Annotated in this window: 23 protein-coding genes; 16 read left to right on the top strand and 7 right to left on the bottom strand. The window is 59.0% G+C overall.

Features of this window, described 5'->3' with window-relative positions:
- The first annotated feature begins 127 nt into the window (after positions 1-127).
- Complete coding sequence (locus AB4N91_RS14180; protein WP_010459529.1) at positions 128-391, top strand: DUF2790 domain-containing protein; 264 nt, start codon at positions 128-130, stop codon at positions 389-391.
- A gap of 954 nt (positions 392-1,345) precedes the next feature.
- On the opposite strand, the gene AB4N91_RS14185 is transcribed toward AB4N91_RS14180, so the two are convergent.
- Together AB4N91_RS14185 and AB4N91_RS14190 are read right to left on the bottom strand one after the other, a co-directional pair.
- On the bottom strand, positions 1,346-1,705 hold the full coding sequence (locus AB4N91_RS14185) for a DUF6124 family protein (protein ID WP_010459527.1): 360 nt from the start codon (positions 1,703-1,705) through the stop codon (positions 1,346-1,348).
- A 478-nt stretch (positions 1,706-2,183) separates the two neighbouring features.
- The gene (locus AB4N91_RS14190) at positions 2,184-3,131 is read right to left on the bottom strand and encodes a DMT family transporter (protein WP_154912552.1); all 948 of its coding nucleotides are present in this window, start codon (positions 3,129-3,131) and stop codon (positions 2,184-2,186) included.
- Positions 3,132-3,274: 143 nt separating this feature from the next.
- Between AB4N91_RS14190 and AB4N91_RS14195 the strand changes: the two genes are divergently transcribed.
- Entirely contained in the window at positions 3,275-4,120 is an 846-nt protein-coding gene (locus AB4N91_RS14195; RefSeq protein ID WP_010459525.1) for a LysR family transcriptional regulator, read from the top strand.
- A 59-nt stretch (positions 4,121-4,179) separates the two neighbouring features.
- Entirely contained in the window at positions 4,180-5,067 is an 888-nt protein-coding gene (yghX, locus tag AB4N91_RS14200; protein WP_169857248.1) for a YghX family hydrolase, read from the top strand.
- A 203-nt stretch (positions 5,068-5,270) separates the two neighbouring features.
- Here the strand turns inward: yghX and AB4N91_RS14205 are convergent, their stop codons facing one another.
- Positions 5,271-6,059 carry a DeoR/GlpR family DNA-binding transcription regulator gene (locus AB4N91_RS14205; protein WP_010459523.1) on the bottom strand — a complete coding sequence of 263 codons (789 nt, stop codon included), beginning with the start codon at positions 6,057-6,059 and terminating at the stop codon, positions 5,271-5,273.
- A gap of 113 nt (positions 6,060-6,172) precedes the next feature.
- On the opposite strand from AB4N91_RS14205, the gene AB4N91_RS14210 reads away from it, so the two are divergent.
- The gene (locus AB4N91_RS14210; protein ID WP_200668338.1) at positions 6,173-7,054 is read left to right on the top strand and encodes a serine hydrolase domain-containing protein; all 882 of its coding nucleotides are present in this window, start codon (positions 6,173-6,175) and stop codon (positions 7,052-7,054) included.
- A 276-nt stretch (positions 7,055-7,330) separates the two neighbouring features.
- On the opposite strand, the gene AB4N91_RS14215 is transcribed toward AB4N91_RS14210, so the two are convergent.
- Positions 7,331-7,999 carry an ATPase gene (locus AB4N91_RS14215; RefSeq protein WP_083376981.1) on the bottom strand — a complete coding sequence of 223 codons (669 nt, stop codon included), beginning with the start codon at positions 7,997-7,999 and terminating at the stop codon, positions 7,331-7,333.
- 333 nt (positions 8,000-8,332) lie between these two features.
- Here AB4N91_RS14215 and AB4N91_RS14220 point away from each other — a divergent pair, with 333 nt between their 5' ends.
- The 4 genes from AB4N91_RS14220 (at position 8,333) to AB4N91_RS14235 (ending at position 12,043) form a co-directional block, all read left to right on the top strand.
- On the top strand, positions 8,333-10,009 hold the full coding sequence (locus tag AB4N91_RS14220; RefSeq protein ID WP_010459519.1) for an MFS transporter: 1,677 nt from the start codon (positions 8,333-8,335) through the stop codon (positions 10,007-10,009).
- A 172-nt stretch (positions 10,010-10,181) separates the two neighbouring features.
- Positions 10,182-10,607 carry a hypothetical protein gene (locus AB4N91_RS14225; RefSeq protein WP_083376983.1) on the top strand — a complete coding sequence of 142 codons (426 nt, stop codon included), beginning with the start codon at positions 10,182-10,184 and terminating at the stop codon, positions 10,605-10,607.
- A gap of 189 nt (positions 10,608-10,796) precedes the next feature.
- A complete protein-coding gene (locus AB4N91_RS14230; protein WP_010459515.1) occupies positions 10,797-11,045 on the top strand; it encodes a hypothetical protein in 249 nt (82 codons plus the stop codon).
- A gap of 254 nt (positions 11,046-11,299) precedes the next feature.
- On the top strand, positions 11,300-12,043 hold the full coding sequence (locus tag AB4N91_RS14235; RefSeq protein WP_077750124.1) for a hypothetical protein: 744 nt from the start codon (positions 11,300-11,302) through the stop codon (positions 12,041-12,043).
- Positions 12,044-12,082: 39 nt separating this feature from the next.
- Here AB4N91_RS14235 and AB4N91_RS14240 read toward each other — a convergent pair whose 3' ends face one another.
- Positions 12,083-12,889, bottom strand: coding sequence for a hypothetical protein (locus AB4N91_RS14240; protein ID WP_172790762.1), 807 nt, complete (start codon positions 12,887-12,889; stop codon positions 12,083-12,085).
- Between the two features lie 191 nt (positions 12,890-13,080).
- Positions 13,081-13,281, bottom strand: a complete 201-nt coding sequence (locus AB4N91_RS14245; RefSeq protein WP_010459510.1) for a YbdD/YjiX family protein — start codon at positions 13,279-13,281, stop codon at positions 13,081-13,083.
- Between the two features lie 329 nt (positions 13,282-13,610).
- On the opposite strand from AB4N91_RS14245, the gene AB4N91_RS14250 reads away from it, so the two are divergent.
- Entirely contained in the window at positions 13,611-14,216 is a 606-nt protein-coding gene (locus AB4N91_RS14250; protein ID WP_010459508.1) for an SCO family protein, read from the top strand.
- The gene (locus AB4N91_RS14255) at positions 14,216-14,704 is read left to right on the top strand and encodes a copper chaperone PCu(A)C (RefSeq protein ID WP_154912546.1); all 489 of its coding nucleotides are present in this window, start codon (positions 14,216-14,218) and stop codon (positions 14,702-14,704) included. The genes AB4N91_RS14250 and AB4N91_RS14255 overlap by 1 nt, the downstream gene beginning before the upstream one ends.
- Before the next feature lie 29 nt (positions 14,705-14,733).
- Here AB4N91_RS14255 and AB4N91_RS14260 read toward each other — a convergent pair whose 3' ends face one another.
- Complete coding sequence (locus AB4N91_RS14260; RefSeq protein WP_077750153.1) at positions 14,734-15,717, bottom strand: GlxA family transcriptional regulator; 984 nt, start codon at positions 15,715-15,717, stop codon at positions 14,734-14,736.
- Between the two features lie 269 nt (positions 15,718-15,986).
- Between AB4N91_RS14260 and AB4N91_RS14265 the strand changes: the two genes are divergently transcribed.
- The 6 genes from AB4N91_RS14265 to AB4N91_RS14290 all read left to right on the top strand — a co-directional run bounded on the left by AB4N91_RS14265 (position 15,987) and on the right by AB4N91_RS14290 (position 21,827).
- Entirely contained in the window at positions 15,987-17,297 is a 1,311-nt protein-coding gene (locus AB4N91_RS14265; RefSeq protein ID WP_460112588.1) for a flavin-containing monooxygenase, read from the top strand.
- 24 nt (positions 17,298-17,321) lie between these two features.
- Complete coding sequence (locus tag AB4N91_RS14270) at positions 17,322-17,738, top strand: RidA family protein (protein ID WP_017338215.1); 417 nt, start codon at positions 17,322-17,324, stop codon at positions 17,736-17,738.
- 167 nt (positions 17,739-17,905) lie between these two features.
- Entirely contained in the window at positions 17,906-18,583 is a 678-nt protein-coding gene (locus AB4N91_RS14275) for a DUF1028 domain-containing protein (RefSeq protein WP_460112589.1), read from the top strand.
- Positions 18,580-19,731, top strand: coding sequence for an acetylornithine deacetylase (argE, locus tag AB4N91_RS14280; RefSeq protein WP_460112590.1), 1,152 nt, complete (start codon positions 18,580-18,582; stop codon positions 19,729-19,731). Before AB4N91_RS14275 ends, argE begins: the two co-directional genes overlap by 4 nt.
- A 286-nt stretch (positions 19,732-20,017) precedes the next feature.
- Positions 20,018-21,433: a purine-cytosine permease family protein gene (locus AB4N91_RS14285; protein ID WP_288109526.1), complete on the top strand. Its 1,416-nt coding sequence runs from the start codon at positions 20,018-20,020 to the stop codon at positions 21,431-21,433.
- Positions 21,434-21,608: 175 nt separating this feature from the next.
- Positions 21,609-21,827, top strand: coding sequence for a PLD nuclease N-terminal domain-containing protein (locus AB4N91_RS14290; RefSeq protein ID WP_010459492.1), 219 nt, complete (start codon positions 21,609-21,611; stop codon positions 21,825-21,827).
- The last annotated feature ends 138 nt before the right edge of the window (positions 21,828-21,965 follow it).

The raw sequence follows: 21,965 nt of genomic DNA on the forward strand, positions 1-21,965 counted from the left end.
CTTCTGCAGATCCTGACTCCCCCACACGGTGCGCGTCCACCTGAAATTGTGATGGATGTCAGAAGTCTTCTGCAAGGGTCGGCGTTGCAGTATCCGCCGACCTATATGAAGTAACCGGAGACACACCATGAATACTCGTACTTTGTTCGCCAGTGCTGCTGTTGCCCTGGTAGTACTCACCCATAACGCGTTTGCAGACACGCCCAATGTACCCGCCAAGCCTTATCGCTATGGCATGCCGATCCACGTGGCGAAAGTCATTTCCCTTGAGGAGCCTCGTTCCGCCGATTGCGAAGTGGTCAGCGCCAAACTCACTTATCTGGACACCTCCGGAAATGTCGAGGCCTTTACCTACTTCAAAATGGCCCAGGCCTGTGAAGAGCAAAACTGAATGGGGGGCTGTACAACAAAAGCCGGATTGAACGGAAAGCCAATTGACCCGCTGTTGCATTGCATCAGCGGATCTTTTTTTACAACGAATTAATGAAGATCAGGCGCCGGCCACCAACACCTGCAACAAGCCACCCGCACCACCGCCAGCTCTGGACTGGGTCAACAGCAACAAACAATACGCGGCGATGATGCAGCTTGGTGGTGATCAAATAGTCATATGGGTGATCGTACTAACAGGTCATGATCAGGTCGTGTCCATGCGGTTCCATCCTCCCTCAAAAAGTCGTCCAATAGAACCCCGACATTAACTTGCTTAATCTCCCAATATTCAAACTCCCTCAGCTTTCCCTTCCAGTGCATAACCACTTTAGTAGCAGTAGCAGATTTAAAACTGCCCTTATGGCTAGTAGGTGTTTGAACATCGATAGGGGTGTCGACGGCAATATTAGTGAACGAATCTTGTGAGTATGGCATTTCAATAGCTCCATCTATTCATAGAGGCTTCATCCTAAATCGACAACTGTTCAATATCACCTGTAAGAAATGACAGTTGTTTATAACTTTTCGACGTAACACCATTGAAATTATATTAGAAACAGTCGCGACGCACTCTTCTGAGAAACGAGTTAAGTATGCCTGGCTAATAGCTTGAACGCTTCAACTTCCCCCCCCCAATCACCAACCACTCCATCGACTACCCATTCCTGGTTGGCAGCATAACCGCTTTCTCACAACGCGCCCCTGTAGGAGCAAAACTTACTTGCGAAGGACGATAACGCGGCGTCCAGACTAATCACATCACGTACAAGCCCAAACGCCAGACAGCTAGCAGAAACACCAAGCACCGAGAAACCTGTGGTGAGAGAGGTTGCTCCCGCTAGACCGCGCAACGGCCCCAAAAAGGCACCGCTGCACAGCCCAACGTCCGCTACTTACTCACAGAAGACAGCACCTACTTAGGCAGATCGATCTTATCCAACACCCGATTCGCCGTGATCTCCGCCACCATGATGCTGTTGGAAATGCCCAGCAAAGCGTAGCGCGATTCCCCCTCTAAATGATCCACCAACTGATGGACCATCACGTCAACCGACGCCAGTATCTCGACCAAATAAACCGCCAGGGTTTCGACCGTAGTCTCAGGGTCTACGGAAAACAGGGTGCTGCGTGTTCGCGGGGTGGCTTTGATGTCGGCGTTCGATGGAAAGTGGTAATCGAGAGCCCGCTCGGCGGCCTCATTGAGCTTCTTTGAATCGGGTTCGTATGGGGAGGCCGGATCGGTGTCAGGCGGATTTGGTGAAGGCTTTATCATTTGCTGAGTGTCCTAATGGTGTGCCATCCCTCCTGCTGCTAAACGAAGAGGGTGGCAACTGCACGCAGGTTAGCAGACCGGGACACTCAGCAATCCGGCGCGCCCAAGGGCGCCCTACGTACAGCTACCATTAAGTACAGGCAATGAAATACCTGCATAACAGATGCACGTTCAGCCGAGATATCCCGGGCTGCTAAACCCGATCACTGATGGGCAGTGACACGAATCAAGTTACCGAGTGACCCCAAGGCGCACAAGCCGGCGGATTCTGGCGCAGCCGTAGGCAACGGCGCAAGGTTTTGTAGCTTTCAGGACGTAACCTTTGGAGGTTTTAAACAAAAAATCTGCGGCGATGTTTATTGACGTGGCGCGTGCTTCCCACACCAGACGAAACCTCGATAATCGACGAAGCATTTGAGCTGCCGAGTTCGAAAAATCATGTAAGCCAAAACGCGATCTGTAGCAGCTGGCGGGGGGATCAGGCGGCCTTATCTGCCAGGCCAGTACGGACCTTCACCACCGAGGGTTGCGTCGTGCTGAACACCAACCCCGAAGCAAACACCACCCCAAGAATCACGCCGCCCGCCCCCAGCAACTGCCACACATTGGGCAGCACACCGAGTATCGAGGACACCAGCATGGTGAACACAGGCGCCAGGTTGAAGAAGATCGACGTGCGCGCCGCACCGATCGCATGAATGCCTTTGAACCACAGCAAGTAGGCAATCAACGAACCACAGACCGCCAAGTAGAAAACCGCTCCATGCACAGACAACGAAGCCGTACTGATCGAGGCCATCGGGCTTTCATAGATGAAGCCCAACACGATCAGGCCAATGACACCGAACAGCATCGAAAACGTGGTGGTTTCCAGCGGTGTCGAGTCTTTGACGAAGCGTCGGGTGCCGACCATGTTAGCTGCCCAGGCGATGCTGCCGGCCAGAATGATCGCGTCGCCGGTCGCCACTTTCAGCCCGAGCAGCATCTGGATATCCCCGCGCGTGATCACCAGTCCCACCCCCAGCAATCCCAGCACCAGCCCGATGGCGCGGCCGCGATCAATGCGTTCGCCTTCCAGCAGCACCGCGAAGATCATGGTCCACAGCGGCGTGGTCGCCAGGATCAGCGCGCCGTTGATGGGCGTGGTGGTTTGCAGGCCGAAGAAGGTCGCGAGGTTGAACGCGGTAAAGCCCAGCAGGCCCAGACCGATAAACGCGGCAAGATTGTTTTTCAGCGTGGTGAGGCGCAACTTGCCCGCCAGGCCGAAAATCAGCAACAGCAACAGGGTAGAAATAGCAAAGCGCTCAATGGACGCGCTGATCGGTGCCATGCTCTTGATGATATAGGCACCGGCATTGAAGTTGGTGCCCCAGAAAAACGTGGCGCCGACGATGCCGGCATACGCGAGAGGCGTTGATTTGGACATGGCTGTTTCCTCGTCAAGTCGTGCGATGAACACGCCGCACACGGCGCGCTTCAGACCTGCTTGTCAGGTGTAGAAGAATTCTTGCAGGCTTGGCGGTGGGGCAAAATTCCCCATTTATTCACCCTTCATGTGAGAAAACGCCCATGTTCGATTGGGAGGATCTTCGCTACTTCATCGTCTTCGCCCACGAGCAGTCGTTGTCGGCGGCGGCGCGCAAGCTCAAGGTCGACCACGCCACCGTGGCGCGACGCATCAGCGCGCTGGAGAGTTCGCTGAACCTCAAGCTGGTGGACCGGCGCCCTCGTTCCTATGTCATCACCGAGGACGGCGAGCGAATTGCCCAGCTCGGGCGGCGCATGGAAAGCGAGTCCTTCGCGGTGCAACGCTCGGCGCTCGCCGGGCAGGAAAGCTTTACCGGCGAAGTCACCGTCAGTGCCCCGCCCGCCCTGGCCTGCGCGTTGATAGCGCCGCGAATCAAGGCGTTGCGCACCCTGCATCCGCAACTGTCTGTGCAGTTGATCGGCAGTCTGGACAGCGCTTCGTTGTCGCGGCGCGAAGCCGATATTGCCGTGCGCCTGAGCCGCCCCAAGGAGCCGGACCTGGTGGCGCGCAAGGTGGCGACGGTGCAGTTTCACCTGTACGGCTCGGCAGATTACTTGTCCAAGACCGCCCCGGAAGATCTGGCGTTCATCGCTTACGACCAGACCATGGAGCAAACCCCGCAACAGGTCTGGCTCAAGCAACAAGCGGGGGATCGGCCGATCCTGCTGCGCAGCAATGATCTGAACATCCAGGCAACCATTGCCCAGGCAGGCGCCGGCGTTGCGGCACTGCCGTACTTCCTTGGTGAGCACTACGGATTGCAAGCGATGGAGACCGTGGGCGCGGGGCTGGCGCGTGAAGTGTGGCTGGTGGTCCACAGCGACATCCGGCACACCCCGTCGGTGCAGGCGGTGATGAGTTTTCTGGTGTCCTGTTTCGAAAACTGAGTCAGTGCGCCAAACGCTGCTTTACTGATTCAGATCCTGAACCAACGGGAAGTGCCCCCATGGAACGTCTCACCGCCAAAGACTTCGCCCCGGAACTGCTGGAGCTCTACGACTACTACGCCCACGGCAAGATCAACCGGCGCGAGTTTCTTGATCGAGCAGCGCTGTTCACCCTGGGCGGTTTGACAGCCAGTGCCCTCCTCGCCTCCCTGAGCCCGAACTACGCGCTCGCCGAGCAGGTTGAATTCACCGACCCGGACATCCTCCCCGAGTACATTTCCTATCCATCACCCAAGGGCCACGGCAATGTCCGCGGCTATCTGGTGCGCCCGGCCAAAGCCACCGGCAAGGTGCCGGCGGTGTTGGTCGTGCATGAAAACCGTGGGCTCAACCCTTACATCGAGGACGTCGCCCGGCGCGTTGCCAAAGCGGGGTTTATTGCCCTCGCACCCGATGGCCTGAGTTCGGTGGGCGGCTATCCGGGCAACGATGAAAAAGGCAAGGAGTTACAAGCGACTGTCGATCCGGAAAAGCTGATGAATGACTTTTTCGCCGCCATTGGCTGGTTGATGAAAAATGACAAGACCACGGGGAAGGTCGGCATCACCGGGTTCTGCTATGGCGGCGGCGTCTCCAATGCGGCGGCGGTGGCCTACCCGGAACTGGCGGCGGCCGTGCCCTTTTATGGCCGTCAGCCAAAGGCTGAGGATGTGCCGAAAATCAAGGCGCCGCTGCTGTTGCATTACGGCGAACTGGACAAGGGCATCAATGAAGGATGGCCGGCGTATGAGAAAGCGTTGAAAGCGTCGGGCAAAACTTACGAGGCATTCATTTACGCAGGCTGCAATCACGGTTTTCATAACGATTCCACGCCTCGCTACGATGAAGCCGCTGCGAAGCTCGCGTGGGACAGGACCGTGGCCTGGTTCAACAAATACCTGGTTTAGGCTGCTGTTTGCCGGTGTGGGCTACACCGTTATCAATTGCTTCGATCTTTTAAATCATGAAGCCGAATTTCTTATTTTTAAGCGGCGAGTTCAGGATGGCGCCACTTCTGATTATTCGGGCGAAAGCTTCATGAACATCAATTTTGCGTTTGCGTGCTTGATCGTGGTGTCGTTTGCGATTGCCCTGGGGCATGGCTGACCGCTCAGGCGTGCGCTTGCACCACTTCGATTCCCAGCTTGCGATAGTCGTCGATGTCGCCTGACGCCACGTGACGCTCAGTAATCAGGGTGTGCAAACGTGAGCACGGCACGACGATGTACGGTTCCACCGCACCCAATTTGTCCGCCGTGGTGACGGCGATCACTTGAGAGGCACTGTCAAACAGCGCCTGCTTCACTGGCACCTCATCAAAATGCAGCGAGCTGATGCCGACCTCCGGATGAATCGCACAAACCCCGGTAAACAGCACGTCAGCCTTGATGCCTTGCAACAAGCGCACGGTCTCGTGACCGCTGACCGACATCGTCGCCAGGTTAAGTTGCCCACCCGCCAGAATCACCTTGATGCCTGGGTATTCCGCGAGGGTAATCGCGGTTAACGGCGATGTGGTGATGGCCGTGATGGAAATAGTCGAAGGCAAGGACCGGGCGATCTGCAGCGTGGTACTCCCCGAATCGAACATCACGATCTGACCATCCCGGACGTGTCGCGCGGCGAGTTGTGCGAGGTGCACTTTCACCTCGTCGGTTTCACCTACCCGAGTGAGGAAATCCTTGCCCGTATCCTTGGGCCGAGGCAGCGCGCCACCGTGCACGCGTTGCACCAGACCGGCGCTGTGCAGCTCCGACAGGTCGCGACGAATGGTGTCTTCCGAAACGGCGAAATGCTGGCTCAATTCAGAGGCCATGACCTTGCCGTCGCGCTCGAGGATCAGGAGGATTTTTTGCCGGCGCACGGAAGGAAGCTCGGTGGCCGAATGCTGATCTTGCATGTTTATGCCTGGGTTTGCGTGTTTGTGCGAGATTAGCCAAACCGTTGCGTAAACACAATCGCGGTTTTGTTTTCTGGCAAACTCCCCGGCGTCTCCCCCAGAGCAGTCAGCCCATGCCCTTCGCCCTTGTCTCAAACGGTTCACTCCTCACGCCTGAGCAGCCCGACGTAACCGTGCCCTGGTGGAGTTTCACCAAGACGGTTCTCGCCGCCGCAGCGTTGTCGCTGGTGCGTGATGGATTGATCGGTCTGGATGAGGGAGTGCCTGAAGGCCCGTTCACGTTGCGTCAACTGCTGCGGCATGAAGCCGGATTGGCGGATTACAGTGAACTCGCCGATTACCACACCGCCGTCGCGCGCCATGAGACACCGTGGTCAGCCGCCGAAATGCTGCAGCGTCTTGATGCGACCAGGTTACGTTATGCACCCGGAGACGGCTGGCGATACTCGAACGTCGGCTACTTGTTCATCGCCAGGCTCATTGCGCGCGTCACCGGGCTGAGACTTGAAGAAGCGCTGACGCAACGCGTGTTTGCCCCGCTCGGTTTATCGCGCATCCGCCTCGCCACGACCCGCGCCGATCTGGCGTACGTAATCATGGGAGCGGCTTCGACTTACGACCCGGGCTGGGTTTATCACGGTTTGCTGGTCGGCCCGCTTGTTGAAGCGGCCCTGTGTCTGGATCGTCTATTGGACGGGCATCTGTTGCCGCAATCACTGCTGCGGGAGATGCAAACGGTACGCACGCTGGGCGGACCGATCGCTGGGCGTCCCTGGGTTGCTCCGGGATACGGCCTCGGTCTGATGCAGGGCATGGTGGAAAGTGGCCTGACCTTGAGTGGTCACACGGGAGTCGGACCGGGCAGCATCATTGCGGTTTACCGCTGCATTGATGGAAACAGCACGGCGAGTTGCGCGGTTTTTGATGAAAGCGGCAACGAAGGGGCTGTGGAGGCAGAGGTCGTGCGCCACCTGATATGCGCGGCACTTGAATAAACCTGAAAATCACCTGACCGCCCTTCCTCAAAAAAGGAGCGTTGAGACCTCGATGCGTCGAACTCACCAATATCCTGTGGCGAGGGAGCTTGCTCCCGCTGGGGTGCGAAGCGGCCCCAAAATCCGCAACCCGGATCATTCAGATAAACCGCGAGCACTGGATTTACGACGGCTGCGCAGCCGAACGGGAGCAAGCTCCCTCGCCACAGGTACAGAAGCGGTCACACCTCAATGTGTGGAATTCACAAGTAAGTTATTGATCACGTTGAATATGCATCAGTAACTGGCGACTTGCGCCCCATTACCAGACGTCACCAACGCCTTCAACGACGCATCAAACTGCTTCAACGCATTCACCTGCACCGCATTTTGCTGGTCGATTTGCGCAGCAATTTCCGGGGCAGCTTTGCCATGCACCCACACCGAAGGCATCTGCTGCTCACGTGAGCCTTCAGCCTTGCCGATGTATTGCAGGTTCGAGTCGTAGAACTTGGCGAGGAATCGCGCTTCGACCTGGTTGTTGCGCTTGGACACCAGACGGTTGTAGGTGTCGAGCATCACCACCACATCGGGATGGGCTTGTACCAGGGCGTCGAGATTGTCGTAGACGGTCACCGAAGCAAATTGTTTTTGCAGCGACCCCATCAGCCAGTTGATCGCCCGCTTCGGATCGGAGCTGTTGACGAAGGCGCTGCTGATGCGCGAATCCAGCGCCGGGTTCTTCGCCCCATTCAGCGCGACCGAATGGTACTGCTCAAGGTATTCGATCGTGTTGAGGGTGTTTTCGCTGTAGAGCACGCCCACCGATTGAGTGGGTTGCAAGCTGGCGGGGCTGTCGCCCATCGGCAGGAAATGGCAGGACGGGTCGGCCGCGTAGGCCGGCACGGTGGCGGCAACACTGCCGGTCAATACGGCGACAAGGGCCAGCAAGGTAGAGATTCTCATCGCGCAGGTTCCTTCAGAGGCGACTTTGGTATGACGCTATCCTCCTCTCATGACAAAAAAACAGAACTTGCATTCCTTGATGGTGATTATTGATTAAACGAATGGTTGCGTACCGAGGCGTCAGGCGTGACTCCGTGGGGTGAGAAGTGACGTCGAGTGGATATCTGCGTGAAGCCGATTATGCTTCAAGAAACCTTGCAGCGATGCGAGGCGGTCAACCTGTGTGCATGCTTCGTGCAATCCGTAATCCGACGACATCAGCCCAAGGGCCTGGGTGCGGCAAGAAAGGTAACGAGGTACTCCGGCCTATAACAAGAACGACGGAGAAGACTCATGGCCGCAATCGACAACACCTCCACGGGCAGCGCGCCCCAACGCGGTATAACCAAGGAGGAGCGCAAGGTCATTTTTGCCTCGTCCCTGGGCACCGTGTTCGAGTGGTACGACTTCTACCTTTACGGCTCCCTGGCCGCGATCATCGCCAAGCATTTCTTTGCCGGGGTCAATGAGACAACGTCCTTCATCTTCGCGCTGCTCGCGTTCGCTGCGGGTTTCGCGGTGCGTCCCTTCGGCGCCATCGTGTTCGGGCGCCTGGGTGACATGATCGGGCGCAAGCACACGTTCCTCATCACCATTGTGATCATGGGTGTCTCCACCGCCGTCGTCGGTTTTCTGCCCGGTTACGCGACCATTGGCGTGGCGGCGCCGATCATCCTGATCACCTTGCGCCTGTTGCAAGGCCTGGCGCTGGGCGGTGAGTACGGTGGCGCGGCGACCTACGTCGCGGAGCATGCGCCGAAAGGCAAACGCGGTTATTTCACCTCATGGATTCAAACCACCGCGACCCTGGGCCTGTTCCTTTCGCTGCTGGTGATCCTTGCTTGCCGGACGATCCTGGGCAACGAAGCCTTCGAGGCCTGGGGCTGGCGGATTCCGTTCCTGCTGTCGATCCTGCTGCTGATTGTGTCGGTGTACATCCGCTTGCAGCTCAGCGAATCACCGGTATTCGTGAAAATGAAGGCTGAGGGCAAGTCTTCCAAGGCGCCGCTGACCGAATCCTTCGCCCGCTGGGATAACCTGAAAATCGTGATCATGGCCCTGCTCGGCGGTACGGCCGGCCAAGCCGTCGTCTGGTACACCGGGCAGTTTTACGCGCTGTTCTTCCTGCTGCAGACACTGAAAATCGACGCGCAGACGGCTAACCTGCTGATTGCTGGCTCGCTGCTGATCGGCACGCCGTTCTTCGTCATCTTCGGCAGCCTGTCCGACCGTATCGGCCGCAAAGGCATCATCATGGCCGGCTGCATCCTCGCAGCATTGACCTACTTCCCGATCTTCCATGCGTTGACTCAGTACGGAAACCCCGACGTGTTCGTCGCGCAGGAGAAGAACCCGGTCACGGTGATCGCCGATCCCGACCAGTGCTCGTTCCAGTTCGACCCGGTGGGCAAGGCCAAATTCACCAGTTCCTGCGACCTCGCCAAGACCGTGCTGGCCAAACGGGCCATTCCCTACAAGAACGAAAAGGCTGAACCGGGCACGGTCGCGCAGGTGCGCATCGGCGATAAAGTGCTTCAGAGTTTCGAGGGCACCGGCATGCCGGCCGCCGACTTCAAGGCCAAGAACGACGCGTTCACCGCCACTCTCGGCACCGCCCTCAAAGAAGCCGGTTACCCCGAGAAAGCCGACCCGGCCAAGACCAACTACCCGATGGTGCTGTTGCTTCTGACCATCCTCGTGATCTACGTGACCATGGTCTACGGCCCGATTGCCGCCTGGCTGGTGGAACTGTTCCCGGCGCGCATCCGCTACACCTCGATGTCGCTGCCCTACCACATCGGCAACGGCTGGTTCGGCGGCTTCCTGCCGACGGTGGCGTTCGCCATGGTCGCGGCCACGGGTGATATCTACTACGGCCTCTGGTACCCGATTGTCATCGCCGTGATGACCGCCGTCCTGGGCATATTCTTCATGCCGGAAACCAAGGATCGGGAGATTCATCACACATAAAACGGGCACCTGCCCTCTCGTGAGCGAGAGGGCAGGCCTTTTTAATGCACGCAGATGGATTAAATGCCGTCGCGGCTCAAAAACGAATTGAACCCCACGCCTCATCGTGTTTTCGAAACTCCATAAGCGCCGATCTTTGATCACGAGCAGCGCCATTGGAGAGGAATTCCCGATGAACCGTAGACTGCTGTTTCTGCTCGCCAGCCTGAGCCCCACGCTGGTATTCGCTGAAGGCTGTGACGTCCTGACCCGATCCCAAAGCCCTTCCGTTCCGGTGGTCGAATCCCATAGTTGCTATGAGTACGAAGGCATGCCGGTAAATGCCATCGATTGGTCATGCAGCAACGAGAGCAAGGACATGCTCACCAGCACCAAGAAAAAAGTCGACCAGTGCGACGATCATTATCAGGCCTCCTGCATCGCGACCCTGACCCAGGAATCCCTGGCCAACCCTCACTCCACCAGCAAGGACAAGAACAGCAAGTCGCTGAACATCCCCGACAACGCCCAGGTCACCACGTATTACTACGGTGCGGAACACTTGGCCCAATCGAAGACTGATTGCGAATCGGGCGGTGGACACTGGAAAACGAAATGATGCCACTGGCTGATACGTCGCCGTTACATCGCGCGATTCGCTGTATCCGAGGTGTTACCTTACCGACCGTGTTGTCACTTCTGCGGTGCCCGGCGGGCCAATAGAGTATTGGCTTCGGTGTGTTGGCCGGGTCGAGAACGTCTTGACCCGACTGTCCGCCGATCCCCCCATCACGGAAGAGGTGACACCATGAGTTTCGTAACCGTTGAAAAAAACCAGAGCAGCGCCCCGTCGGAAGCCGATATGAAAAAGGCCATGACTGAATCTGGCGGCAAACCCGGGGAAGTCACCGGGACCAACGCGGCCCGGAAGCTGACTTACACCGGCACGGTCAATCACACCGTATATGAGAACAAGCTGATCGAGATTGCCAAGGGCAAACGAACCAGCTGGAACTTCGTCTGGGCCGACGCGAAGGTGAGTAGCCCGACGGCATGAAGCTACGGTGGGGCGGTCGCACGGCCGCTCCGCTGTTTCAACTCACAGATTCCCTTGATACAACCCGGTTACGCAGGCTGTTACCTTGCTGGTTTAACCGCCCTCCCCGCTGTAACGCCAAGACACTTCGCCGCCCTGAATCCTGCGCCTACTGTGAAGCCGTCAATGTGTTTAGAGGGTGCTGCCCGATCACTTGTCGGATTCGCTGCCCGCTGCCCATTGACTGCCCAACACAACCAAGGAAGAGGAAAGCCATGAGTAAGTCGAGCGCTGTAAGCAAGCAAGCTCTGCAACTTCACAATGATGTGCAAGAGGCCCTCAAGTCGTTCCAGAGCATTGCCCCCACGGCTCTGAAAACGTCGGACTACTGCAAGGTGTTGACGTCAACCCTGGCAGCCACGCAAAAGTCCGTCACGATCGAGATCGCAGCCGATGACCTGACCCTTCTCAAGCAGTCAGGCTACAAGCTGTGCTTCGCCAAGAAAGTCGGCAACGAAGCCTATAACGTTGTCTGGCAGTCCTATGACAAGTACCTGAGCAACAACGGCTTCAGCTGGACCCCGCAATACCAACTGTTCGGGTCCAATACTTTTCAGGCTGACGTGACGGTGAAGGTGTCGACCAACATCGTCACGATCGGCCTGGGGCAACAATCGATACTTAGCCCGGAAGGCTTGCTGGGCCAGGCGGTAACCGGCGGCCCAGACATATCCATTACCCTGGATAACGAATACGGCCCGATCCACCCCGGCATCAACCAGTTGTCAGTCGGCATCGACGGCACGCAGGTCAGCACGCCGATCTACGTCGCCACCAAGCAGGTGGTCACCGGCAATATCGTTTTGACCCCTGTCGAGGCCATTCTCGTGTGGTTCGAACAGAACGTGCAGACCAGCACCATGTTCAGCACGTCGCGGTCCAAGGCCATCGAAATCGACCTGACTGTCGTTAACGATGCAACCCGTCGCTACGAAGACGGTGCATGGAAAACCGTGTAATCGTCGCACCTGGGGCAACCTCGCGGTTGCCCCTTCCTCTCAAGAAACATCACCGCTTCCCCGGGCGAAATAGCCCGTCAACGACCGACAGATGGACTCCGCCAGATCTTCCTGGGTCGCGATGCCGTAAGGTTGATTGCGATCGAACTGCTCGGACCAGCGGATCCGCCCCTGTGCGACATCAATCAGGCGCACCGATGCCCGGACTCGGCTCGGTTCCACCCGCACGCTGCCCTCAAGGGAATAGTTACCGCGCCCGGCACGCACAACGTCCAGTGCCTTGACTCTGGAGCGTGACACTTTCATCAACACGTGGTTGCCATGGCTTTGCGTCTGCTCGAACGACTCGAAAAGCCGGCAGCTCAATTCTTCAGACAAGCCCCTGGTGAAGTCATCGCCGTCACGGGTGATGCAGGTAAACGGCTGAATCTGCAAAACAGGATGGCGCATCGAGATGGTTTTGGGTCTGATCCGCTGGTAAGCCAGCCGATAACAACCGGCCGGAATGCTCAGGCGTACCGGGTCTTGCTGCCCGAGGGTGGCGTAATGGATCGCGAGTTTGCGCCGCAACCGGCCCACCTGCACGCGCACCACCGGATCGTCTCCGGTGCAGTAAACAGCCGGGTCACGGCGAAACACGGCGATGCCGATGGCATGCTCGGTGAGTGGGATAGTGGAAAACTGAAGATCGTGATCGACCAGGAAACGCAGCAAGCTTCCCATGCGCCTGGACTTGGCAAACACCGGACTGGCCAGCAACAGCGCCAGCACCCGCTCTATCTCTTCGTGATCGAGTGGCTCGGGAACGCCCTCGGCACTTGAATGGCCTACGTGCTTGATTACCATTGCCTGCCTCCGTGCAGGTTACCGACAATCGCTCGCCACCCCTGTAGAAGTGGATATTGATACTGAAGTCGTACTCCATGGCCACGCTCAACGCCCGATCCCGTAAAGGCTCGGACGCTGCAACGTCGAAGCTTAGCAGTGGTTACGCAATGGCGAAGATATTGTGCTGATCGCGGCGTTTGCCCGGGTAATCAGCAGCAACGCGTGGTGCATTGCTTGCCGCCGTAGCGGGCTTCCTGACGCTCGCGAAGAAACGCCGAATGGCTCATCACCGGTTCTTCGGGGTGTTTGAGCGCCATCTGGGCGACATAGTTGTCGTAATCGGGGACGCCGACCATCAAACGCGCGCTCTGGCTGAGGAAGCGGGCGGCTTGCTGCAGTTTACGGATCATGGCAACGCTCTCATTGTGAGGGGGGACAGGGCCATGAAAGCGCACTTTTGTATCTGGAATGTGTCCGTTCGGCCGAGATATGTATCGGAACCTGTAGGAGCCAGGCTTGCCGGCGAAGGCGTACCTGAGGGCGCCTTCGCCGGCAAGCCTGGCTCCTACAGGTTCCGGCTCTGATCCGTAGTCTTGTGCCGCTTCTGCCCCTGTACCAAAACCACCCCTCGTCCAACAATGAGCGAAACACGGCCACAGTTTGTTAATATCCACGCGCTTTTTTCGTCTGACTCATCAGGCGCTACAGATTTCCCGTCGCAACACAGGAATGCTTTTCCATGAGTACGTTGTTTACCCGCCGCACGGTCCTGCGCGGTATGGGCTTGTTGAGTCTTGGCCTGCTCGCCGGCTGCGATGACAGTTCCAGGCTGTCGTTCAAGTACGGCAAGGACCTCAGCGACAAGATCATGGGGCGTACCTTCAAGCTCAAAGACGCCCAGGGCGAAACGAAGATGCTCACCAGTTATCGCGGCCTGATGCCGATGGTGTTCTTCGGTTTCACCCAATGCCCGGCGGTCTGCCCCACGACCCTGGCCCGCGCGGCACAGGCCAAGAAACTGATGGGCCGAGACGGCGAGAAGTTGCAGGTGATCTTCATCACCCTCGACCCGGAACGCGACACGCCGCAAATGCTCGACGCCTACGTCAAGACGTTCGACCCGAGCTTCGAGGCGCTGCACGGCACGCTGGAAGAAACCGCCGCCACCGCCAAGGAGTTCGGCGTGTTCTTCGAAAAGATCCCGAGCGGTTCGACCTACACCCTTTCCCACACCGCGACCAGCTACGTCTTCGACTCCCGGGGCAACTTGCGCCTGGGGCTGTCCGCGTCCCTTACGGCTCAAGAGTGCGCAGAAGACCTGCTCACCGTCATGGAAGTCTGCTGATGAATTCGATCCACGCCAACACCGCTTTCTCGCGACGCGTCAAACAACTGGTCCTGGGGTGCGCCCTGATCGGCATGGCCTGGCAGGTATCGGCGCAAACCAGAGTGGACGACGCCTGGGTCCGTGCGACCGTTGCCGGCCAGCCATCGACCGGCGCCTTCATGACCCTGCAAGCCGACAGCGACAGCAAGCTGCTCAGCGTGCAATCGCCTGTCGCCAAAACCGTACAGATTCACCAATCCAGCATGAAAGATGATGTGATGAGCATGCGTCAGGTCGAGTCTGTCGAGCTGCCGGCCGGCAAACCGGTGAACTTTGATCCCCACGGCTATCACGTGATGCTGATGGACCTGACGGCGCAGGTGAAGGAAGGCGATAAAGTCCCGCTGATCCTGACCGTGGAAAACGCCAAGGGCGAGAAAGAGACGATTAAGGTGGAAGCCGAGGCCCGGGCACTCGGCATGGCTGATCACAGCAAGATGCATTAACGGTCGGGGTTTCTCGGGGCGAGCGGCTCTTATTTGACGAGTCGCTTCTCCTTGGAAGGCCGGTAGCCGAAATACGAGCTGTAGCACTTGCTGAAATGGCTCGGCGACACAAAGCCACACGCCACCAGCACGTCCACCTGGGACAGCTCCGTATGCTGGAGCAGCCGCCGCGCTTCGGTAATTCGCAGTTCCATGTAATACCGTTGCGGTGTCGTGCCCAGTTGCTCCTTGAACAACCGTTCGAGCTGTCGACGAGAACGACCCGCGTAGACCGCCAGTTGCTCCAGCTCCAGCGGCTCTTCGAGGTTGGCGTCCATCAGCTTCACCACCTCGCGCAATGGCGCGCTCACACAGACATTTTCCGTAGGCTTGATGCGCCGGTAGCGCGACTCCTCGAACGCCAGGATGTCCTCGATCCCCTCGACAAGCGCTTTGCCGTAAAGGCCTTTGATCCAGTCCAGCGCCATGTGGAAAGCCCCGGACGGGCTCGAAGCCGTCAGCCGGTCTCGATCAATGATGTAGGGCTCGCTGCTGACCTGCGTGGCCTTGCAGAAGTCCGCCAGCGCCGGGCGATGCTCCGGGTGAATCGCGCAACGGTAACCGTCCAGCAGACCGGCCTTCCCCAAAAACCATGCACCATTCCACAGCCCGGCCAGGCTGACGCCCTGGTCCGACGCCGTGCGCAACAGACTGATCAAGCCTTCGCTGGCCTTGAGTTCTGTCCGGTAGCCACCGCAGATCACCAGCAGGTCCAGCGCTTTGACCGCTGCGCAATCGATACGGGCATCGGGCCGAATGACCAGGCCCAGATCGCTGACGACCTCGCCATCGTTCAAACCAAAGGTGCGAGAAGAGAACGAGTCGGGTCGTAGCAGATTGGCCGTGACGACCGTATCCAGCGCCTGGGTGAACGCCGGCAGCGAGAAATGTTCGAGCAGCAGAAAGCCTGCGCGGACCGTTTGCCGGGTCCCATCAGGGTGTTCATTGAGATAGCGAAGGTTTTTGCCCTTCATGCCTCCGCTGAATTGGCGTCGTTCGATCAATGCTCGATCCACTCCATTACATTACCCAACCGGTTGTATGGTGCGCTGATAAAGCGCCATGTTAACCCGTGGCGCCTCTTCGGCGTATCCACCCGAGCGCCATACGGCGCTCTGCCTCAGTTATTTATACTCAAATGCCAGCTTAATAATATTTTACCGATACCAGGGTCATCCCTAGTCTTGAGCCCAAGAAATGGCGGGTCGTTCGCGACCTCACTCCAACTTCGAAGGGTATTGAGATGACCACTGAAAAAATAAAAACAGATACGCTGATTGTTGGCGCCGGTCAGGCTGGCGTGGCCATGAGTGAACACTTGAGCAAACTCGGGGTGCCGCACCTGGTGCTGGAGCGCAGCCGCATTGCCGAGCGTTGGCGCACCGGGCGCTGGGATTCGCTGGTGGCCAATGGTCCGGCGTGGCATGACCGGTTCCCGGGTCTTGATTTCGACGACCTCAGCCCCGACGAATTTGCCCCGAAAGAACGCGTCGCCGATTACTTCGAAGCCTACGCCAGGAAATTCAACGCGCCGATCCGCACCGGCGTCGATGTGCTGAAAGTCGAGCGCAATGTCGGTCGCCCGGGCTTCACCATTGAAACCTCTGAAGGCGTGATCGAGGCCAACCGCGTGGTGGCCGCCACCGGGCCTTTCCAGCGGCCGGTCATTCCGCCGATTGCGCCGAAAGATCAGCCTTTCATGCAGATCCACTCGGCCGACTACCGCAACCCGACGCAACTGCCTGAAGGCGCGGTGCTGGTGGTCGGCGCGGGTTCGTCCGGCGTGCAGATTGCCGATGAATTGCAGCGTGCCGGCAAGAAGGTTTACCTCTCCGTCGGCGCCCACGACCGCCCTCCTCGCGCTTACCGCAACCGTGATTTCTGCTGGTGGCTGGGTGTGCTGGGCGAGTGGGATCAAGCGGCGATGAAACCGGGACGGGAGCACGTGACCATCGCGGTCAGCGGTGCCCATGGCGGGCGCACGGTGGACTTTCGTGGACTCGCCCATCGCGGCATGACGCTGGTGGGGCTGACTCAATCGTTCAACGGTAGCGTAGCGACGTTCCAGCCAAACCTGGCCGACAACCTGGCGCGTGGCGATGAGAACTATCTGGCGCTGCTAAATGCCGCCGACGCTTATATCGAACGCAACGGCCTGGACCTGCCGGAAGAACCTGAAGCCCGCCACGTGTTCCCAGATCCCGAATGCGTGACCCACCCGATTCTTGAACTCGACCTGACCAGGGCCGGCGTGACTTCGATCATCTGGGCCACCGGTTTTGCCACGGATTACAGCTGGCTCAAGGTCGACGCCTTCGACGACAACGGCAAGCCCCAGCATCAGCGCGGCGTGTCGAGCGAGGCTGGCGTGTATTTCCTCGGCCTGCCGTGGCAGTCCCGTCGCGGCTCTTCGTTTATCTGGGGTGTCTGGCACGACGCCAAGTACGTGGCAGATCACATCGCCATCCAGCGCTCTTACCTCGACTACCACGATGCGGCGCAGCGCGAGGCTGAACAGGCCCCGGCCGCCCTCAAAACCACAGTCAGTGCCTAAGCCTTTTTCTGTCAGGAGCTAAAAATGTCCACGCCAACCCATACCCGTATTCGCATGTTCAACACCAAGGAAACCTACCCGAACCAGAGCCTGGACAATGACCTGTGCCAGGCGGTCCGGGCCGGCAATACCGTTTATGTTCGCGGCCAGGTCGGGACGGATTTCGAGGGCCGGCTGGTGGGTCTGGGTGACCCGCGTGCGCAGGCCGAGCAGGCCATGCGCAACGTCAAGCAGTTGCTGGAAGAGGCTGGCAGCGACCTCAGCCACATTGTGAAAACCACGACTTATCTGATTGACCCGCGGTATCGCGAGCCGGTGTATCAGGAAGTGGGCAAGTGGCTCAAAGGCGTGTTTCCGATTTCGACCGGGTTGGTGGTGTCGGCGCTGGGGCAGCCGCAGTGGCTGATGGAGATTGATGTGATTGCGGTGATTCCTGAGTGAGCCGTTAGACCGAGTCGCGGCCTTCGCGAGCAGGCTCGCTCCCACAGGGAAATCTTCAGTGGCCGCGGATTTGTCTACGACACAGATCCAACTGTGGGAGCGAGCCTGCTCGCGAAGAGGCCCGCCCAGACACCACCTTCTCCAAGGCAAACCAAGGAGCTAAACCCATGACCTTCTCCATCGCCGCCCGATGCCCCGAAACCGGTCAGTTCGGCATTGCGATCAGTTCCTCCAGCATCGCCGTCGGCGCCCGTTGCCCCTGGCTGTTACCGGGTGTCGGCGCCGTCTCCACACAAAACATCACCTTGCCGTCGTTAGGCCCGGAAGTGCTCGCCATGATGGAACAAGGCCTGGCGCCGGCCGAGGCGCTGGACAAAGTCCTGACCCGCAACGGCTACAGCCAATACCGTCAGATTACCGCCATCGACCACCTCGGCCAGACCGCGCATTTCAGCGGCGCGCAAACCCTCGGTAACCACAACGCCGTGTCCGGTGAACAATGCGTCGCCGCCGGCAACATGCTTGTCGACCGTTCGGTCATCGAGGCCATGGTCCAAGCGTTCGAACACGGCGAAGGACAACTCGCCGACCGCTTGCTCGCTGCCATGAAAGCGGCCATCGCCGCCGGTGGCGAAGCCGGGCCGGTGCATTCGGCGGCGATGGTGGTGGTCGGCGAACTGACCTGGCCGATCATCAACCTGCGGGTCGATTGGGCGGACGAAAATCCCATCGGCCAGCTGGAAAAACTTTGGGACGCTTATCGCCCGCAAGTTCAGGACTACATCGACCGCGCCCTCGCTCCCGACAAGTCCCCCGGCTACGGCGTCGCCGGAGACGACCGATGAGCAGCAGCCGTGATTTGCTGGAAACCCTGGTGGCGTTCGACACCACCAGCCGCGAATCCAACCTGCACCTGATCGAGTTCATCCGCGACTACCTCGAGGGTTTCGATGTGCCTTGCGAGCTGATCTACAACGAGCAGCGCAGCAAGGCCAATCTGTTCGCGACCATTGGCCCGGCGGATCGGCCGGGCATCGTGCTGTCGGGGCACACCGACGTGGTGCCCGTCGACGGCCAGCCGTGGACTGTTGCGCCGTTTGAACTCACCGAGCGCGGCGGCAAACTGTTCGGGCGCGGCACGGCGGACATGAAAGGCTACATCGCTTGTGTACTGGCCCTCGTTCCGTCGCTGGTGAACGCCCGGTTGCGGCTGCCGGTGCACATCGCGCTTTCATACGATGAAGAGGTCGGCTGCCTCGGCGTACGTTCGTTGCTGGCGGAGTTGGAACAGCGCCCAGTCAAACCGATGCTGTGCATTATCGGCGAGCCGACCGAACTCAAGCCGGTGCTCGGGCATAAAGGCAAACTGGCGATGCGCTGCGATGTCCACGGTGAAGCGTGCCACTCCGCCTACGCGCCGCTGGGGGTCAATGCCATCGAATACGCCGCCGAACTGATCGGTGAGCTGGGGCGGATCGGCAACCGACTCAAAGCCCCCGAGCATCACGATGCGCGGTTCGATCCGCCGTTCAGCACCGTGCAAACCGGGGTGATTTGCGGTGGCAAGGCCTTGAACATCGTCCCCGCCGATTGCCGCTTCGACTTCGAAATCCGCGCGTTGCCCTCGTATGATCCGAGTGAAGTTGCACTGGCGTTGAAGGCCTTTGCCGAGCAACAGGTGTTGCCGCGCATGCGTGCCGTGAGTGAACAGAGCGAGATTCGATTCAGCCAGTTGTCGGCGTATCCGGGATTGGCGACTGATGCACACAGCGAAGCGGCCGAGTTGATCGCCAGGTTCTGCGGCTCCCGAGCGTTCGGCACCGTGGCCTTCGGCACCGAGGGCGGCCTGTTCGATGCCGCCGGCATTCCCACCGTCGTCTGCGGCCCCGGCAGCATGGACCAGGGCCATAAACCCGACGAATTCGTCAGCCTCGAACAACTCACTGCCTGCGACGCCATGTTGCAACGGATGCTGCTATCGATCACTGAATAACAAAGATTCCGAACACCCAAAAAATCCCTGTGGGAGCTAGCCCGCCAACGATAGCGATCTGACAGCCAAATCAATGTTGACTGTCAAATCGCTATCGCTGGCGGGCTAGCTCCCACAGGGTTTTGCGGTGACCAAACGACCTACTTTTTTTAACGTCTATACCCACAATCTTACTAATTTATCTATCCGCCCCCACCGCACATCATCACTCCAACAAGAAAAGCGTCGCCCCCGTGCGGCGCTCACCGAAGTACGTCCACGTACTCAAATTGCCTTGGAGTCCGTCATGGTTACCACCGCAACAACCGCCGCCCCGCTCATCGAAAAACACACCATCGGCTACGTGCCGCCCGAAGATCGCCACGGCAAGACCCGTGACCTGTTCACCCTCTGGTTCGGCGGCAACATCGCCCCGCTGCCCATCGTCACCGGCGCCCTTGGCGTGCAGATGTTCCACCTCAACCTGGTGTGGGGCATCGTCGCCATCCTCGTTGGCCACCTGGTCGGCGGCGTGCTGATGGCGCTGCACTCGGCGCAAGGCCCGCAGATGGGCATCCCGCAAATGATCCAGAGCCGCGCCCAGTTCGGCTCCCTCGGCGCCCTGCTGGTGGTGCTGATCGCCGGCATCATGTACATCGGCTTCTTTGCCTCCAACATTGTCCTCGCCGGTAAATCCCTGCACGGCGTGGTGGACAGCGTGCCGGTGCCGGTCGGCATCGTCATCGGCGCCCTCGGTTCCGGCATCATCGGCATCATCGGCTACCGGTTCATCCACGTACTCAACCGCATCGGCACCTGGGTGCTGGGCGCCGGCATCGTGCTTGGTTTCGGCTACATCTTCACCCACGTGCAGACCGCCGATTTCCTCACCCGTGGCAGCTTCAACATCTCCGGCTGGCTGGCCACCGTCTCCCTCGCCGCGCTTTGGCAAATCGCCTTTGCCCCCTACGTCTCCGACTACTCGCGCTACCTGCCGGCGAGCGTGCCCGTGGCTGCTACGTTCTGGACCACGTACCTGGGCACCGTTCTCGGCTCCAGCCTCTCGTTCATTTTCGGCGCCGTCGCCGTCCTCGCCACGCCCGTGGGCATGGACACCATGGACGCGGTCAAACTCGCCACCGGCTCCATCGGCCCGTTGATGCTCGTGCTGTTCCTGCTCAGCGTCATCAGCCACAACGCCCTCAACCTCTACGGCGCTGTGCTGTCGGTCATCACCCTGGTGCAAACCTTCGCCTACCGCTGGATCCCGACCGCCAAAAGCCGCGCCATCCTCTCTCTCATCATCCTCGCCGCGTGCTGCTTCGCCGCCGTCGGTGCCTCCGCCAACTTCATCGGTCACTTCGTCGACATGGTGCTGGTGCTGCTCGTGGTGCTGGTGCCGTGGACCGCGATCAACCTGATCGATTTCTATGCGATTCACAAAGGTCAGTACGACATCGACTCGATTTTCAAGGTCGATGGCGGGATCTATGGACGCTACAACCCGCAGGCGTTGCTGGCGTATGCAATCGGGATCGCGGTGCAGATTCCGTTCATGAACACGCCGCTGTACGTTGGGCCCATCTCCGAACACATCAACGGCGCTGACCTGTCCTGGCTGGTCGGCCTGCTCATCACCTCGCCGCTCTACTACTGGCTGGCCAACCGCGACAGCGCCTACAAACGCCGCCTCTCCACCGGAAAACTCGCCAACTCGATCTAATGAACCCCCGCAATCCCTACAGGAGCGAGCCTGCTCGCGATGAGGCCCTGACAGTCAAAACAGATTTGACTGACAGATCACCCTCGCGAGCAACCCAGCACAAGCCTCCACCAAAATTTAATGAACCCTGCCCACCACGGCTCACCTAACAAAAGGACTATCTGGAGGGTGACTCATGCAAATCGAAACAATCTGGATCGTGCTGACAGCCGTTCTGTTGCTGGTCGAGCTATGGGCAATCAACCGAGTGCGCAAAGCCGAAGGCAAATCGACCAACAAACTCTTGTGGATCGTGGTGATCGTGTTTGTGCCGCTGATTGGGGTGGTGGCGTGGGCATTGGCTGGACCGAAACACACCGACCACAACCCGCATTCACCCCAGGCCCGGCAATGAAGTCGGGAGGGTTCGCGATAACCCGCTTCTGATCGACAGGGGCGGGCCCACGGACGGCCGCTCGCCATACCCGGTAACTCACACTGACAACACTCAGACGCACGTACTTGACGCCTCACGCCATTAAGTGGGAAAACG

Source organism: Pseudomonas sp. H3_D04 (assembly GCF_054669175.1).